The sequence below is a fragment of the Pseudarthrobacter sp. TE9888 genome, assembly GCF_056279345.1.
The window spans coordinates 1,549,276-1,565,394 of the sequence record NZ_JBWBRD010000002.1; the positions used below are offsets into that span (position 1 = coordinate 1,549,276).

At 67.3% G+C, this 16,119-nt stretch carries 15 protein-coding genes; 7 read left to right on the forward strand and 8 right to left on the reverse strand.

From position 1 onward, the window contains the following. The first annotated feature begins 168 nt into the window (after positions 1-168). Positions 169-1,539, forward strand: coding sequence for an MFS transporter (locus ACZ9J7_RS07805; RefSeq protein WP_476208381.1), 1,371 nt, complete (start codon positions 169-171; stop codon positions 1,537-1,539). Further along, a complete protein-coding gene (locus ACZ9J7_RS07810) occupies positions 1,532-2,149 on the forward strand; it encodes a carboxymuconolactone decarboxylase family protein (protein ID WP_476208382.1) in 618 nt (205 codons plus the stop codon). Before ACZ9J7_RS07805 ends, ACZ9J7_RS07810 begins: the two co-directional genes overlap by 8 nt. 330 nt (positions 2,150-2,479) lie before the next feature. Here the strand turns inward: ACZ9J7_RS07810 and ACZ9J7_RS07815 are convergent, their stop codons facing one another. Together ACZ9J7_RS07815 and ACZ9J7_RS07820 are read right to left on the reverse strand one after the other, a co-directional pair. Beyond that, entirely contained in the window at positions 2,480-3,457 is a 978-nt protein-coding gene (locus tag ACZ9J7_RS07815; RefSeq protein ID WP_476208384.1) for a hypothetical protein, read from the reverse strand. Positions 3,458-3,466: 9 nt separating this feature from the next. Next, positions 3,467-4,573: a GTP pyrophosphokinase gene (locus ACZ9J7_RS07820; RefSeq protein ID WP_476208386.1), complete on the reverse strand. Its 1,107-nt coding sequence runs from the start codon at positions 4,571-4,573 to the stop codon at positions 3,467-3,469. Between the two features lie 325 nt (positions 4,574-4,898). Between ACZ9J7_RS07820 and ACZ9J7_RS07825 the strand changes: the two genes are divergently transcribed. Further along, on the forward strand, positions 4,899-6,383 hold the full coding sequence (locus ACZ9J7_RS07825; protein ID WP_476208388.1) for a M1 family metallopeptidase: 1,485 nt from the start codon (positions 4,899-4,901) through the stop codon (positions 6,381-6,383). On the opposite strand, the gene ACZ9J7_RS07830 is transcribed toward ACZ9J7_RS07825, so the two are convergent. Continuing rightward, entirely contained in the window at positions 6,340-7,353 is a 1,014-nt protein-coding gene (locus tag ACZ9J7_RS07830) for a LacI family DNA-binding transcriptional regulator (RefSeq protein ID WP_476211816.1), read from the reverse strand. The two genes, ACZ9J7_RS07825 and ACZ9J7_RS07830, sit on opposite strands and share 44 nt — an antisense overlap. A 269-nt stretch (positions 7,354-7,622) precedes the next feature. On the opposite strand from ACZ9J7_RS07830, the gene uriH reads away from it, so the two are divergent. From uriH to ACZ9J7_RS07845, 3 genes are read left to right on the forward strand one after another with little or no spacing between them, the layout of a single operon-like run. Further along, positions 7,623-8,744, forward strand: coding sequence for a uridine-preferring nucleoside hydrolase UriH (gene uriH, locus ACZ9J7_RS07835; protein WP_476208390.1), 1,122 nt, complete (start codon positions 7,623-7,625; stop codon positions 8,742-8,744). A gap of 15 nt (positions 8,745-8,759) precedes the next feature. Then, positions 8,760-10,175, forward strand: coding sequence for a uridine transporter UriT (gene uriT / locus ACZ9J7_RS07840; protein WP_476208392.1), 1,416 nt, complete (start codon positions 8,760-8,762; stop codon positions 10,173-10,175). Further along, positions 10,172-11,134, forward strand: coding sequence for a ribokinase (locus ACZ9J7_RS07845; RefSeq protein WP_476208394.1), 963 nt, complete (start codon positions 10,172-10,174; stop codon positions 11,132-11,134). Before uriT ends, ACZ9J7_RS07845 begins: the two co-directional genes overlap by 4 nt. A gap of 76 nt (positions 11,135-11,210) precedes the next feature. Here the strand turns inward: ACZ9J7_RS07845 and ACZ9J7_RS07850 are convergent, their stop codons facing one another. The 5 genes from ACZ9J7_RS07850 to ACZ9J7_RS07870 all read right to left on the reverse strand — a co-directional run bounded on the left by ACZ9J7_RS07850 (position 11,211) and on the right by ACZ9J7_RS07870 (position 15,136). Beyond that, positions 11,211-12,293 carry a LacI family DNA-binding transcriptional regulator gene (locus ACZ9J7_RS07850; protein WP_476208396.1) on the reverse strand — a complete coding sequence of 361 codons (1,083 nt, stop codon included), beginning with the start codon at positions 12,291-12,293 and terminating at the stop codon, positions 11,211-11,213. Next, on the reverse strand, positions 12,290-13,027 hold the full coding sequence (locus ACZ9J7_RS07855) for an SDR family NAD(P)-dependent oxidoreductase (RefSeq protein WP_476208397.1): 738 nt from the start codon (positions 13,025-13,027) through the stop codon (positions 12,290-12,292). The genes ACZ9J7_RS07850 and ACZ9J7_RS07855 overlap by 4 nt, the downstream gene beginning before the upstream one ends. Positions 13,028-13,076: 49 nt before the next feature. Then, a complete protein-coding gene (locus ACZ9J7_RS07860) occupies positions 13,077-13,388 on the reverse strand; it encodes a hypothetical protein (RefSeq protein ID WP_476208398.1) in 312 nt (103 codons plus the stop codon). Positions 13,389-13,471: 83 nt separating this feature from the next. Then, the gene (locus tag ACZ9J7_RS07865; RefSeq protein ID WP_476208399.1) at positions 13,472-14,404 is read right to left on the reverse strand and encodes a hypothetical protein; all 933 of its coding nucleotides are present in this window, start codon (positions 14,402-14,404) and stop codon (positions 13,472-13,474) included. A gap of 78 nt (positions 14,405-14,482) precedes the next feature. Beyond that, the gene (locus ACZ9J7_RS07870) at positions 14,483-15,136 is read right to left on the reverse strand and encodes a cyclodeaminase/cyclohydrolase family protein (protein ID WP_476208401.1); all 654 of its coding nucleotides are present in this window, start codon (positions 15,134-15,136) and stop codon (positions 14,483-14,485) included. 175 nt (positions 15,137-15,311) lie between these two features. Between ACZ9J7_RS07870 and ACZ9J7_RS07875 the strand changes: the two genes are divergently transcribed. Next, a complete protein-coding gene (locus tag ACZ9J7_RS07875; RefSeq protein ID WP_476208403.1) occupies positions 15,312-16,103 on the forward strand; it encodes an alpha/beta hydrolase in 792 nt (263 codons plus the stop codon). Positions 16,104-16,119: the final 16 nt, after the last annotated feature.

Sequence of the window (16,119 nt, forward strand, 5' to 3'; positions counted from 1 at the left end):
GCAGTTGTTGGTTGACGAAGACAACCCCGGTGAGTTTGGAATATTTGGGGCTTGTGCGGCAACTCACACTCAAGTAGCGTGTGGTAATCCATCAAGCAGAACGTGTTCTGCTGTGCGAAACTTTATAATTTCCCCTCTACAAAGGTGTGACTTGGGAAAGGACATGACATGACAGAACGGACGTCTACGCGGAGCCCGGAGCTGGGCAGCAGCTCCCGGGATCGCCGACGCGTGGTCTTTGCAACCGTTGCCGGTACCACGATCGAGTGGTACGACTTCTTCCTTTACGCCACCGCCGCGGGCCTGATCTTCACGAAGGTCTACTTCGAACCTGCGGGAGCGGCCGCGGCACCGCTTCTGGCATTCCTGACGGTTGGCATCAGCTTCCTGTTCCGGCCGCTCGGTGCCTTCCTGGCCGGGCACTTCGGTGACCGCTACGGTCGCCGTGTCGTCTTGATGGCCACCCTGGTCCTGATGGGTGCTTCGACCGCACTGATCGGCTTGTTGCCCACCTTCGATTCCATCGGGTTGACGGCTCCAATATTGCTGGTCCTGCTGAGGATTCTGCAGGGCATTTCGGCGGGAGGCGAGTGGGGAGGCGCCGCACTCCTGGCCGTCGAGCATGCCCCAACGAACCGGCGTGGAATCTTCGGCGCATCACCGCAGATCGGAACCCCCCTTGGGCTGCTGCTGGCGTCCGGCATGCTGGCCACGATGACCCTGATCGCGCCCGGTGAGGCTTTCCTGGAGTGGGGTTGGCGCGTACCGTTCATCCTTTCCGTGGCGCTGATCGTTATCGGTTACTACATTCGACGTCGGGTGGACGAGAGCCCGGTGTTCAGCGAACTGGCCGAACGCAAGAAGGAGGCTCGTGCGCCGATTGTCGAGCTCTTCAGGAAGCACTGGCGCCTGGTCCTGCTGGCAGCCTTGATTCCTTCCGCAAGCCAGGCTGCTGGCTACATGACTACCGGCGGCTACATCCAGCGGTATGCCACCGATCCTGCGGGCCCTGTTGGTTTGAACCCGGGGGAGGTCCTCTGGGTGGTGACGGCGTCCGCCGTTTCCTGGCTGATTTTCACCCTCATTGGCGGAGGGCTCTCCGACAAGCTCGGACGCCGTAAGACGATGCTCCTCGGATGGCTCCTGCTCGCCGCAGCGCTGCTTTTCCTTTTCCCGCTGGTGAACACCGCGTCCACCGTAGGGCTTTTCGCCGGACTGACCTTGGTGACTGTTGGCCTGGGCCTGGTCATCGGCCCGTTGTCAGCGCACTACACCGAAATCTTCCCCGCGACGGTGCGCTTTTCCGGTGTTTCCATCGCCTACGCATTGGGGGCCATCGTTGGCGGCGCGTTCGCTCCCACCATCGCCCAGGCACTGGTGCAAGCCACGGGGTCCACCGGCGCCGTGACGGTTTACCTGGAACTGATGGTCGTGGTGTCCATCATCGCCACCCTCCTGGTCCGCGACCGTACAGGCGTGAACCTGGGTGCAGAAACGGAGGACCGGGTGGAAAGCCCCATCCACGGAGTCAATGCCTAAGATGCTGCGACGCACGGATAGCCTGCGGCCGGATCAGATGGAGCCGGACCAGAAGAAGCTGTACGAAGCCATCACGCAGGGCACCCGGGCCCAAGGCCCGCAGCATTTCGCCCTGACGGATGAGCAGGGTCGCCTCAATGGGCCGTTCGGTGACTTTCTGTTGTCACCGTCGGTCGGGATGGCACTTCAAGCGCTTGGCGCCGCGCTGCGCTACGAAACCGGACTGCCCGACCGGGCGCGCGAGCTCGCCATCCTCACTGTCGCCGCCCGTCAACGTTCCACCTTCGAACGTGAGTCGCACGAGGCGATAGCGCGGGCTCTCGGATTCAGCCAGGATGAGCTGGACGCTATCCGGCGGGAAGATATAACGCCCTTCGACGGCGTCGAATCACTGGTCGGCCGGACAGTCCTGGCCCTGCTCGACGGAGACCTTAATGATTGCGCCTGGTATGCGGCAGAGGAACTGCTCGGTCAGCGCACGGTCTTTGAGCTGTTGACCTTGGTGGGCTACTACTCAACCTTGGCCTTGCAGCTTCGGGTGTTCAGAGTTGACTCTGACGGAACAAAGGCAAGTCGTGCGACCAAGGCGGCACCCGTCGCCGCCGATTGAGCTTCGCCGAAGTGGAGTCGGGCGGCCTGGGGCACCTCTCGTTCCAGGCCGTCCGTCTGCTGGGCTGGATGATGGCGCAGTATCGGCAAGGAAGAGAACTCTGACACTCATTCATCGTCTGGCTGCGCAAACGAACGCTCAGCATCTGTTTCAACGACGCAAAGGCTAGGTATTGCGACAACCGGCCGTGTCGGGTTGCGGCCCCTCCTGCAGTCTTGTTTGCGCACCCGGCAGTGCCGCTCCTGACAATGTTTTCCATATATGAGAAGAAGCTTCGGTTTGAAGCACAATCGAAGGCATCACCGACACAGGTCGTTGCTGGCTCTGTCGTTAGTGAAAACCCGAGTTATTTAGTCCGACCAAGTTAAGTACGTCCTTCAGCATCGCCAGCGCCGCCCCCTTGGGGCTGGAGCGGCCGCCTTGCACGCTGACGTCCCCGGCGTCCGGGCACCTGAAAACCATGGCCTTCTCCGGCCCAGCGATAGCGAAAAGCGGGTCTCCCGGGGGCACGGCTTCCAAACGAACCGTGACCACCATGGGTCGCTCCAGGGAGGCCGACGCCACAGCGCGCAAACGCAGGCCTCGCCGGGAGGCCTCCAGCGCCCTGGCAGCCGTGGAAGAGGAAATGGGTTCCGTCTCCACCGCAATCCGGGAAACGTCCCAGTTCCAGAGAAGCCCGGCGATCAGCCGCACCTTCGTGGCCGCATCCTTCCCGGACAGGTCCGCAGACGGGTCTGCCTCCGCGATGCCGCGGCGCTGCGCCTCCCGGACCGCGGACTCCAGCCCGGCACCGCGGGACAGCTCATCGAGGATGAACGTGGAGGTGCCGTTGGGGCAGGCCCGGACGGCGCTGCAGCCCATGCCCCGCAGCGCAACGCGGGCCATGTCCGCCGTGGGAAGCGCCGCGCCTGTGGCCCCGGAAATGCGGATCCGGCTCTCACCTTCCTCGGCCGCACGTTCAAGGTCCCGCCAATGACTGAGAATATGGCTCTTCGTTGCTGTCACCACATCCACTCCACCCCTCAGGGCGGCAAGCGCCTCCTGCAGTACACGTGCGTGAGCCGAAGGCGAGGATGGCAGGGCCTGGACCAGGACGGAGGAGCCGGTCCGGGCCAGTGTCTCTTCGATGGACCGAATCGGCCCCCAAGAGGAGCGATCCGGAACCGGAGAACCGGGCGCGAGGAAGACTTCCGTCCCATGACCCCGGACGGCAGCAATCTGCAACAGGGAACCCTGCTCCAGGACAACATCGGCAAAAGAGCGGCCCACGGCACCGAAGCCGGACAGGACCAGCCGCAGGGGTTCCACCAACCGCCCCTACTTCTTCGTCATCCTGTACCGCTCAATCTGTCGCAACCGCCGCAGGAGGCTGTCGCGTCGCGGGTGCGGGACGGCGTCGGGATCTTCTGCGGTGAGGTCGATGTGCTTGGTGCCGTACTGCCACAGGAGAAGGTCATCCAGGAGCCGGTCCGGGCCGGGGGAGTAGCGGTGGTCCAGGGCCTTGCGGACCTCCGTGATCTGGTTGGCGCTGAGCAGTCCGGCCAGCTGCATGGTCTGGTTGAGCCCGTGCGCTGCGAGGAGCTCGGCCGCCCAGCCCCAGTCGTCGTCCACCTTGCGGTCCACGTGCGGGAGCAGGGTCCGCCAGACGTCCCGGATGCGGTTGGGCGTCAGTGGGGCCGCGCCCTCGCCGTCCATGTCCCAGTAGCCGCGGACCTCCTCGTAGCTTTCGTGAAGGTCGGAGAACGCCGTTTCCACGGTTTCCAGCATGGCCGCGGTGGCGGTGAACTGCCGGTCGAAGTGCGGCGTCCAGGCGCGGGGATCCTCGGCCTTGAAGCGGATATCGTGCTCAATCTCGCTCCACGCGTGCGCGAAAATGGTGCGGATCTGGCACTCAAAAAAGTAGCTGCCGTTGGGCTGCAGGTCCGGGTTGAAGACCTGCTGGTACTCCTTGACGGCTTCGTTCTGGATGGTGCGCAGGATCAGGTGCCGGCTGGAATACCCGTAGGTTCCGGATTCAATGGAACCAATGTCCTTTTCCCGGTCGCCGCGGCAGTCGAAAAGCTGCCGCTGGCGCTTGATGATGTTGGCCACCGCGGCGTTTTCCGCCGGCAGCTTGGTGATCACCCGGATGCCCACCATGTCATTGAGCGTGCGGAACGGGTCCGGGAACTTCAGGAGCCTCCGCCCACCCGGCTCCAGTGGCTCCTCCGTGCGCGAGATCTTTTCCTTGAAGGATTCCACGGTCTTGGTGCGGCCGGTAACGAACAGGGGCGTGACCTCGCTGTCCTTCAGCATGTCCCGCAAAACCAGCAGGACATCACGGGTAACCAGCTTCAGGGCAGGCCGGACGCGCTCATAGATTTCCACGTTGTGCTGCACCGACTCACGCAGCGGTGCGTCCAGACTTTCCCAGTTACTCGGCATGGTCCCAGCTTACGGCCGGGGTATGACAGAACGGCGGCGGCGCGGAGCCGGCTGGTCTCCCGGGGGTGCCCCGCGCGATGCCCCTACCGCCGGGCCTCCCGACCGGGTGGGACCCGGGATACGAAAGGGGGGCCCGGGGGGAGGCCAAAGTGTTGACCCGCCGCGCGGGCGGGCCTAGATTCCTTCCCAACTGGGGGCAGCGGCCGATGAGCCGCCGGCATCGGTCTGGTCGCCGCGAAGGCACACAAGAATTCCCCTCCGGCGGCGTGAGCGTCGTTGCGGTGAGCAGGGCTCCCCGCCGCCCGCACTTTCCAGGACTGCAACCATGACCAAGCAAACGAAGACCCGGCGCATCGGCGCGGCAGCAGTGGCACTTATGGCGGCCGGTGCGGCCGGGATCAACGCGGCGCAGGCAGCACCCCAGGACAGCCCGGGCCGGTATGGGCACGGTGCCGCGGGGAGTGGCGACCCCTACTTTCCCTACGCGGGCAACGGCGGGTACGACGTCCTGCACTATGATCTGGCCCTGCAATACACTCCGCCGGCGGATCCGGCCGCACTGGCCGGGAAGCTCGCAGGGGAGGCAATCATTACCCTCCGCGCCACCCAGGACCTGGACAGCCTCAACTTCGACCTGCGCGGCCTGGCGGTGACGGCGGTGGAGGTGGACGGCAAGGACCTCAACCATGGCGCGGGCCCTTCCGGCTGGACACAGGAGCAGGATGACGCCAACCGCACCTGGGAGCTCACCGTAGGCCTCCGGACAAAACTGAAGGCAGGCCAGAAAACCACCATCACCGTCGACTACGGCGGGGCCACGGGGCGTCCGGAAGACACCACGGGGGCGCTCTACGGCTGGGTGACCACCGCTGACGGGGCGATGGTGGTCAACGAGCCCGATGGCGCGCCCACCTGGTTTCCCGTAAATGATGACCCGGAAGACAAAGCCACCTACTCCTTCCACATCAAGGTCCCGGAAGGGAAAACAGCGGTGGCCAATGGCCTGCCCGACGGCAAACCCAAAACCAAGGCCGGCTGGACAACGTGGACCTGGGAAGCGGCGGATCCAATGGCCAGCTACCTTGCAACGGCGAGCGTCGGTGACTACACCCTCACCTACGCCAAAGGACCCCACGGCCTGCCGATCATCAATGCGGTGGATGACGGCGTGGCCGGAGCCGACCTGGAGAAAACCACCGCCGCCCTCGCACAGCAGCCCCAGATGATCACGTTCCTGTCCGGCCTGTTCGGACGGTACCCCTTCGAGGCTTTCGGCGCGGTTGTGGACGATGATTCCGTGGATTACGCCCTGGAAACCCAAACCCGGCCGGTCTACTCAGGGGCTGCGGATGAGGCCACCGTCGTCCACGAACTGGGACACCAGTGGTTCGGCAACGACGTCAGCCCGGCAGATTGGAAGGACATCTGGCTAAACGAGGGCTGGGCAACCTACATTGAGTGGCTGTGGGCCGAGCACACGGGCCAGGCAACCGTGGCCCAGCAATTCGCGGACACCGTGGCGGAACTGGACAGCAAGGACCTTTGGGCGCTGAACATTGCCGATCCCGGCCGGGACAACCTCTTTGCGGCGGAGGTTTACAACCGGGGTGCCGCCGCCCTCCATGCCCTGCGCACCAAGGTGGGGGACAAGGCGTTCTTTGCAGGAGCCAGGGATTGGCTGGACCGCTACAGCAACGCCTCGGCAACAACGGACGACTTTGAACAGGTGATGGAGGCGGCATCCGGCACGGAGCTTGACGCGTTCTTCAATGACTGGCTGCGGGAGGGGAACCGGCCGGCGATGCCGTAGTGGACCCGCGCACCACCAGCGAGGTCTCCAGGGTGACGCCGCCGTGTCCAAGCGACTTCCCCTCCATGAGGCCGCGCAGCTGCTCCCCGGCTTTCTGGCCCAGGGCCGTGGCGGGCAGGTGCACGCTGGTGAGGCCCGGATTGCTGGTGGCCGAGTAGGGCAGGTCGTCGAACCCGGCCACGGCCAGCTCCTCCGGGATCCGGATCCCTGCCACCCGTGCTTCCTGCAGCACGCCGTACGCGTGGGTGTCGGTGGCGCAGGCGACGGCGGTTACCCCCGAGCGCTGCCAGTCCGGCCACGCCTCGGCGAACGCGCCGGCCGCCGCACCGACGTCGATGGTGGTGCTGATAATGCGTTCCGGGCTGACGGTGATGCCGCGCGAGGCGGCCTCTTCCAGGAACGCCGCGCGCCGGACCGCGAACGTCTCGGTGCCGGTCACGCTGTCCACGTAGGCAGCTTCCCTGTGCCCGGCGTCGGCCAGGTGCGCCGCCAGCTGGCGTGCCCCGCTGGCCACATCCAGGTTCACGGAGGGCGCGTAGGACTCGAGTCCCGGCGCATCAAGCAGGACAAGGGGCGACGGCGACGCGAGGTCTTCGAGGAACCCCGCGTTGGGTGCGTCCACCAGCAGCCCCGCCGGGCGGAGCGACATCAGCCGCCGGACGTCGTCGGCCTCGGGAAATTCGCCGGCTTCGGTGACGGACAGCAGCAGCTGGTACTGCGGGCCCAGCGATTCCCGCACCCCGGCAATCACCTTGGCGAAGAACGGGTTGGAGATGTCAGGCGCCACCAGGATCACAATCGAGCTGACGCCCTTGGCCAGGGAACTGCCGATCCCGTCCACCACGTATCCCAGCTCCGCAATGGCCTCCCGGACCCGGGAAATGTTGTCCTCGGCCACACGGCCGGCTGTCTTGCCGTTGGCCACCAGCGACACCGTGGCCACCGAAACGCCGGCCCGCGCAGCGACCATCGCCGCCGTCACCCGCCGCGGCCGTGGCCGTTGCTGCTGTACCTGTTCCCCGGAATCCATACTTTGATCGTAGTAGGCCCCGGCGCGCACGGATTGCGAGCCCTGCAGGCCGCCACGGCAAGGTCGGCAGGGTTCCTTGTCCCACATGGCATCAAGCGTTTGACGTGCGACAATGCGCCACCGCACGTTAAGCGCTTGACGTAGACCGCAAAACCCTGCCATGATCACTCGCGGAATACTCAAGACCCCTGCCCCCAAGGCAGGCCCCAATGACGTGGAGCACCATCGTGGAACCAAATCCCCAAGCCAGCCAGCACCGGACGGGTTCAACAGAACCCCGGAAGATCATCCTGGACTGCGACCCCGGCCACGATGACGCCGTGGCCCTGCTGCTGGCACACGGCAACCCCAACATCGAACTGCTGGCCGTCACCACGGTGGTGGGCAACCAGACCCTCGAAAAAGTCACCCGCAACGCCCTGGCCGTCGGCACCATCGCCGGCATCACCGGCGTCCCCTTCGCCGCCGGCTGCCCCCGCCCGCTGGTCCGCAGCATCGAAACCGCGCCGGACATCCACGGCGAGTCCGGCATGGACGGCCCCGCCCTCCCTGAGTCCACCATCGAGCTGGACCCGCGCCACGCCGTCGACCTCATCATCGACACCGTCATGGCGCACGAGCCCGGCACCGTCACCCTGGTCCCCACCGCCGGCCTGACCAACATCGCCCTGGCTGCCCGCAAGGAACCGCGCATCGTGGAACGCGTCAAGGAAGTGGTCCTCATGGGCGGCGGCTACCACGTGGGCAACTGGAGCGCCGTGGCCGAGTTCAACATCATCATCGACCCCGAAGCCGCGCATATCGTCTTCAACGAAAAGTGGCCCGTGGTGATGGTGGGCCTGGACCTCACCCACCAGGCGCTGGCCACCCCGGACGTGGTGGAGAAGATCGCCGCCATCGGCACCGGCCCGGCGAAATTCGTCACCGAGCTGATGGACTTCTTCGCCCACACCTACAAGGACGCCCAGGGCTTCGACTACCCGCCGGTCCACGATCCCTGCGCCGTCGCGTACGTCATCGACCCCAGCATCGTCAGCACCCGCAAGGTCCCGGTCAACATCGAACTCCAGGGCACCCTCACCCTGGGCATGACGGTCGCCGATTTCCGCGCCCCCGCCCCCGCCGACTGCCACACCAGCGTGGCCGTGGACCTGGACCACGCACGGTTCTGGGACTTGGTCACCGACGCACTGGTCCGCATCGGCGAGCCCGGCGCCAACGCCACAGCGGACGACGCCGGCAGGCACCAAGGTGCAGACCGCACCGCCGCCGGTGCGTCCGACGTCGAACTTAACGAAGATGCCCGGCTCACCGCCGGAGGCGTCAAGTAGATGGCCACCGCAACCATGACTGAAACCAAGACCGGCCGCGGCAACATCGCCGCCCTCATGACCGCCCTGCTGGCCGCCTGCGTGGCGTTCCAGCTCAATGCCTCCATGCTCAGCCCCGCCCTGGTGACCATGGGCCAGGAACTCAAGGCGGACCAGGCCCTGATCGGCCTTTCGCAGACCTGGTTCTTCACCGCCGCCGCCCTGTTCTCCCTGTTCCTCCCGCGCCTGAGCGACATCATCGGCCGCAAAAGGGTCCTGGTGGGCATGATGCTGCTCATGGCGGTGGGCTCCGTCATCGCCGCACTGGCCCCGGACATCACCTGGCTCTTCGTGGGCCGCATCATCCAGGGCGTCAGCGGCCCCACCGTTCCGCTCTGCCTGATCATGCTGCGCTCCGCCGTCAGCAACCCGCGCAAGTACGGCACCCTCATGGGCCTCATCACCGCCGTCAACGGCGGCGTGGCCGGCGTGGACTCCTTCGTGGGCGGCTACTTCGCCGAGCACTTCGGCTTCCGCAGCATCTTCTGGCTGATGGTGGTCCTGGCACTCGCGGCCACCGCCCTCATCATGTTCCTCGCCACTGAGAGCAAGCCCGGCGCCGGCACCCGGATGGACTGGCGCGGCGTGTTCTTCATCGTCGTCGCCGTGGGCGCCCTGCTCACCGCGCTCAACGAGGCCGCCAAGCTTGTGGCCGGCTTCGACTCCGGCACGCTCATGCTGAGCCTGGCCCTGGTGCTGGTCGCCGCCGCCGCGTTCTTCGCCTTCTGGCGCACCGAACAGCGCGCCGCCCAGCCGATGGTGGAAACGGTGCACCTGCGCCAGCGCGCCACTTGGGCCCCGCTGCTCACCACCACCCTGACCATGACCGGCATCTTCGCGGTGATCAACGGCATCGTGCCCGCCTACGTCCAGGCCGCGGACCCCGGCTTCGGGGTGGGTCCCACCGAAATGTCGCTGATCATCCTCACCCCCTACGCCCTGCTGGGCTGGCTGGTGGGCCCGCTCAGCGGACGCCTCGCGCCGGTGCTCGGGTACACCAGGGTGCTGCGGATCGGACTGCTGGGCAGCATCGCCGCGCTCGCCGTCATCGCCTTCCTGGGCCTGCACAGCCTGCCCATGATGATTGCCGGCACGGTCTTGCTGGGCATCATGTACGCCGGTACGGTCAACATCATGCTCAATGGACTCGGCGTTGTCCTCTCGCCCGCCGGCAACCCCGGCTTCCTCCCCGGCATGAACGCCGGTGCTTTCAACCTGGGCGCGGGCCTGAGCTTCCTCATCCTGCCCGCCGTGCTGGTGGCCACCTCCGCCCTCGGTGATGCGACCGCGTCGTACCTGACGGTCGTGGTGGTTGGCCTGGCCCTGACCGTGGCAGCGTTCGCGGCGTCGCTGCTGATCCCCAAGCCGGTTGAGGCCGAGGTGGCCGCATGAGTGCTGCCGCTGCCGCTCCAGGCCGGATCGTCGTCGTCGGCTCCCTGAACGCGGACCTCACCATCTACTGCGAGCGGCTCCCGCAGCCCGGCGAAACCGTGCAGGGCAACGGCTTCGCCGTGAACCCCGGCGGCAAGAGCGCCAACCAGGCCGTGGCCGCAGCCCGGCTGGGCGGCCACGTCAGCCTGGTCGGCGCCGTGGGGGAGGACGCCAACGGCAACATGCTTGAGGCCTCGGTGGCCGGCGCAGGCGTGGACGTCAGCCACGTGCGCACCTCCAGCGAGCCCACCGGCGTCGCCGTCATCGCCGTGGACGCCCGCGGCGAGAACAACATCATCATCTCCGCCGGCGCCAACGGCACCCTGTCCCCGGCGGACGTGGCCGGCGCCGCGGAGGTCCTGGAGGGGGCCGCCGTGGTGAGCCTCTGCCTGGAGGTCAGCATGGAGACCGTGCTGGCCGCCGCACAGGCAGGGCACGACGCCGGCGCAACAGTTTTGCTGAACCTGTCGCCGTATGCAGAGATCCCGCCAGCCCTGGCTGGGTTGGCAGACGTCCTCCTGGTCAACGCGCACGAGGCCGCGCTGTTCCTGGCTTCTGAAGTTCCGGGGGCGGACGCTGCTGCTGAGGAGTGGGACGCGGTGCGGGAGCGGTTTGCCGGCCACGGGATCCAGCAGGCCCTGGTGACCCTGGGCTCGCAGGGGTCCGTGGTGCTGGACTCACTCGCAGCGCCCGGTGCCCGCGTGACCCGGATCCGGCCCACCACGGTGTCCGCCGTGGACACCACCGGAGCCGGGGACGCCTTCACCGGTGCCGTGGCGGTGCGGCTGGCCGCGGGCGATGCACTCCCGGAAGCCGCAGCGTTCGCCTCCGTTGCCGCGGCGCTGGCCACCACCCGCAAGGGGACGCAGGCGGCGTATCCGGAAGCGGCCGACGTCGAACGCCGCCTCGGTAACGCCTAACCCCTACAAACCCATCGATTGCTCCGTAAACGCCCTTTTCGTGCGTCAAAACGGCGTTTACGGAGCAATCGATGGGCTATGCGTGGGCCTGGACCTGCACCGACGCGCGTTCCACGGCAGGGCAGTGGATCTTTGCCGGGCCGCCGGGGGCGGGGTCGATTCCCAGCAGCACCCGGACCCCGGCGGCGCCGAGTTCATAGTGCGGCAGGGCCACGGTGGACAGCGGCGGCCGGAGGTGTGCGGCGATGACTTCCTGGTTGTCGAAGCCCACCACGGCGACGTCCCCGGGGATGGACAGCCCGTGTTCGCGGAGGCCGTCGTAGAGGCCCATGGCCATGCGGTCGTTGTAGCAGAAAACGGCAGGGGCGCCCCGCTTTAGCAGCCCGGCCGTGGCCAGGTAGCCGCCCTCCTGGTCCGGACAGGCCTCCAGCACCAGGTCCGGATCGAACGGAATACCGGCGTTTTCCAAGGCCTGCCGGTAACCGGCCAGCCGCCCATCCTTGGCCGGTGCCGGGATGGTGGCGTTGATGAATGCGATCCGCCGATGGCCGTGCGCCAACAGGAGTTCCGTCGCGGAGCGGCCGCCCTGGACCTCGTCCGGAACCACGGCCCGGGCACCCTGTTCGTTGGAGAAGCAGTTCACCAGGACGAAGTCCGCTTCCCGCAGCGGCGACGGAATGTCGGCCTGCCGGTGGAACCAGGTGGAATACAGGATGCCGCGCACCTTGTACTCCAGCATCATGGCGATGGCGTCCTGCTCCAGCTCGCCGTTGCCCTCGGTGTTGGCGATGAGCAGCGCGTACCCGTGCTTCCGCGCCTCGTCCTGCGCCCCGTGGATGATCTGGCCGGCAAATGGCGTGGTGGCCACGCCGTCGGCTACCAGCCCAATGAACTTGGACGTTCCGCTGACAAGGGTTTTGGCCATGGCGTTGGGCCGGTAGCCCAGGGAACGGATGGCGTCCGTGACGCGCTGGCGGGTGTCCGCGGCGATCCGGGCATCCTTTTTCTTATTGACCACCAGAGAGACCGTGGCCGTGGAAACGCCGGCCGCTTCGGCCACCTCGCGGAGGGTCACGGGATGCGGCCGGTCAGGCGCTTTTAGCGTGGGGTGCCCTGTTTCCCGCTCGGATGCCTCCGCGCCATTCTCCGTTGAGCTCACCGGCCCTCCAGGGTGGCACCTGTGTGTTCGGCGAGCCGGGCCAGCAGGGCGTCCTGGAATGTCGGATCACTGGCGGCCGGGTGCGGGGCCTGCAGGTGCTGGTGGTACCAATAGCCGCCGCTGGACAAGGCGGCCGGGTCGTCGCTGGTGGCGAGCCATTCCTGGGTGCGGTGGCCCAGTTCCAGGCTGTCCGGTGCTGACCGGCCGCCCATCCGGGTGGGCACCCAGCCGGGATCCACGGCGTTGCTGGCGACGCCCGGCACCAGCCTGCCCACCGCTGCCGACAGCGCCGTGACGTATAGCTTGGTGGTGGAGTAGGAGGCCGTCGTCGTACGTCCTGCCCAGTCCAGGCCGTCCAGGCCGGTGTCGCCGCCGCGGTGCATGCCGCTGCTCAGGTAGATAAGGCGCCGGGGTCCGGGGATCAGCGCTGTCAGCAGGTACGGGGCCACAACGTTCACCGGCAGCAGTGCCGCGCCGCTGAGGACGCCGGCATTGTGGATGACGGCGTCCAGCCGGCCGATTCTGTTGGCGTCGGCCGCGATCTGCCGGACCTCGGCCTGCGCCGCGAGGTCCCCGACGAGGCAGTGTGCCCCGCGGTCCAGCAGGTGCTGCACCGCGGGGACGCGCTGCGGGGACCGCGCATGCACGATCACCTCGTGTCCGTCCCGCAGCAGCGTGTCCGCCGTTGCCAGGCCAAGCCCATCGGTGGAACCGGTGATGAAGACGCGTGCCATGCGGGGGCCTTCCTGATAGGTGGTGGTTTCCTACGCTACCCGCGCCGGGTCAGCCGCGCTTTCGGCCCAGGATCAGGGCCAGCACACCGCCGAAGACCACAAGCAGCACGCCCACGCCCAGGAGTCCGGAATTGACGCCAGTGGTCGGCGCGGTCCCGGGGTCCGGTGCGCCGGGTGCTGCATTAGCAACTGCCTCACCGGCCTGCGCCTGGCCCGGTGGGGTTGAGGTGTGGCCAATGGACATGGTGATCGGTGCTGCCGCCGGGGTGGCAGAGGCGTTGGCGGCTGCGCCGTTGGCGCCAAGCAGGCCGCCTGCGATGACGGCGCTGAGCAGGCATCCACGGATAGTGCGGTGCATCATTTGGGGTTCTCCTGAAAGTTTGGGTCGGGCATACTGCTTAGCCCGGGACTGGCTCATTCGCGCCGGGACGCGGAGGGCCGCAACTAGTCGGGAGATGATCCGGGGTCGAAGGACACCGGTGGCGTAGCCTCGGGCAAACTGCCTTCGATGCTGGATTGGCAGTCCCCGGGGATCCGCAGGTTATGGGACGCGAGCCATGCGGGCATGCCCGAACCATTGCCGCTGGATGAACCGCTTCCGCCTGCAGCGGTGCCGGGCAGCGCATCAAAGGGTCCTTGGAACGGCGTGTTGTGCGGATCCGTCCCCGGGAGCTGGAGAGTACCGGTGGCGTGCATGGTCTGCTGATGGTGCGGCAGGCCGTTGCAGGACAGCCGGTCGTGGAGGTGGAGGGGTCCTGGGCCGGGCAGGGCGGAACCCGGCGCAATGCTGGTGGGCGCAACCACCGGTGCGGCTGCCCCCGCGTGTGGTCCGTCTCCGGCCTGCGGCACGTCGGCAACCGGCGGGAGGGCCGGTGCCATCGGCTCTCCGGCGGCCACGGGCGCAGCCAGGGGTACGGCACTGAGGACAGGGTCAAGGACCGGTTCGAGGACCGCGCCGGCCACGGGAGTAATGGTCCCCACCGTTCCGCCAACAACGTGGTCCACGGCACCCAGGGCCGGATCCACCGTTGCGGCGACGGTTCCTTCCGGTACTACGGTGGTGACCACCGGAACAGTCTCCGCAACGTGGTCGGCCAGGGCGGTGGCTTCCTTGGCCGCCGCCTGGATCGAAGGCACTGCTGTAGGCGCTGGGGCAGGGTTGCTGACAGTTCCGGCCGGCAAGGCTTCCCGGGCCTGCTGGGTCACTGTGGTGGTGACCGCTCCCATGGCGGGCGGGGCGGCAGCCAGGAGCGGATCGTTGTGAGTGGCGGAATCAGCGGAAGCGCCCGCAGCGGACAGGGCGATCCATGCCGCTGCTGCCGCCACGGCGAGTAAAAGGGGGCGGAGGAAGCTCCACGCAGCGAATCTTGGCTCCATGTTGTACGCCTCCCCCCGGACTCACCTGCAAACAATGCTGCCCACCATAAGCACAGCCCTGCGGCAGAGTCCAACAGCTCAGGCTGAGTCGGTTGGGGCGGCGCGGTGATCGATGTCTGCGGTGAGGGCGTCGATGCGGTCCATGGCTCCATTGAGTTTCTGGACCGCTGCCCACAGGTCCGGGTGCTGTTGACGCACCGTATCCAGGCTGTCCCCGGTGGAGCGGAGGGAGCCAAGGTCGAAGCTGACATTGGTGCGGGCGCCTGCCACGGCGGCCCGGAGGGCGCCGAATGCAACAACGACGTCCGCAACCAGTGCCCGGTTGCCGTTGGTGGCGAGCCAGGCGAGGTCGTCGATCGCCTGGATGGCGCGCTCGCCAAGGACGGCTGAAGATGCTGCAGCTTCCAGCGACGCGCGGCGGATTGCCTCGTCCCGTTCCGCCCCCGGTTCCAGCCGGAAGGCAGCACCGAAGGCTTTGGAGGCGGACGCGTCGTCATCAGCCAGCTGCAGGGCTTCCCGGCGCAGCGCCTGCGCGCGGGTCCGTATCTCCGCCGGCTCCCCGCCGTCGTCCTCCCCACCGCTGTAGCCGGCCACTATCGACGTCAGTGATGCTGCCACCGCCAGCATCAGGCCGGTCCCCGCGCCTCCGCCCGGTGAGCCCGTTGACTCCGCCAGCGCGCGTGTCCACTCCTCGACGGTGGATTCCTGGGTTGTTGCTTCAGCCTTTTCCATGCCATGAATGGTGCCCATAAATATGGCGGCCTAAACGGACACCTGCCAGGACGCCCAGACTGGCCCAGTTTTCGAGGCCCCGGCGGCGGATGCCCGCGGCGTTGCCGCTGACGCCGCCCCAAAAGTGGGCCACCGTGACACCCACCCGCCGGCAGGCGCATGTAGTCTCGGCAGGGTGCAGCGGCATAGATACCAGTACGGCCAGGATCCCAGCCTGTGGGGCGAGCTTTTCCTGCCGGAACTTCTGGCCGGCGGGATACACCGGGGCGTTGTGGTGGTGATCCACGGCGGCTACTGGCGTTCCACGTACGGCGCCGAACTGGGGGAGCCGCTGGCCATGGACCTCGCGGAACACGGCATGGTCGCCTGGAACCTGGAGTACCGCCGTGCCGGGAACGGCGGAGGCTGGCCGGAGACCTTTCGGGACATCCTCGCGGGCATCGACAAGCTTACGGCGCTCGCAGGGCCGCACTCGCTGGACCTGGGCAAGGTGGTGGCGCTGGGACATTCGGCCGGCGGCCACCTGGCGGTGTGGGCGGCAGGCAGGGACCGGCTGGATGGGCTGGGGCCGGAGGCCCGCCAACTTGAGAACACGAACGACGGCGTCCGCCTCACCGGGGTGGTCAGCCAGTCCGGCGTGCTGAACCTGGCCGACGCCGAAAGGCTGGGCCTCAGCAACGGCGCCGTGGGCAACCTGCTGGGCGGACCGTCGTCGGACTTCCCCGGGCGCCACCGCGTGGCCGACCCCATGGCAGCGCTGCCGCTGGACGTTCCGGTCTACGCCGTCCACGCGACGGAAGACGATGATGTGCCCCTGGGCATGTCCACAACCTACGTGGAGGCCAGCCGTTCCGCAGCCGTCCCGGCGCGGCTGGTCACGGTGCCGGGCGACCACTTCGCGCTCATCGATCCCGCCGCGGAGGCCTATGTGACGTGCCGGGAACTGGTTGGAAAGCTGCTCGGCTGACACGAACTGCTGACGG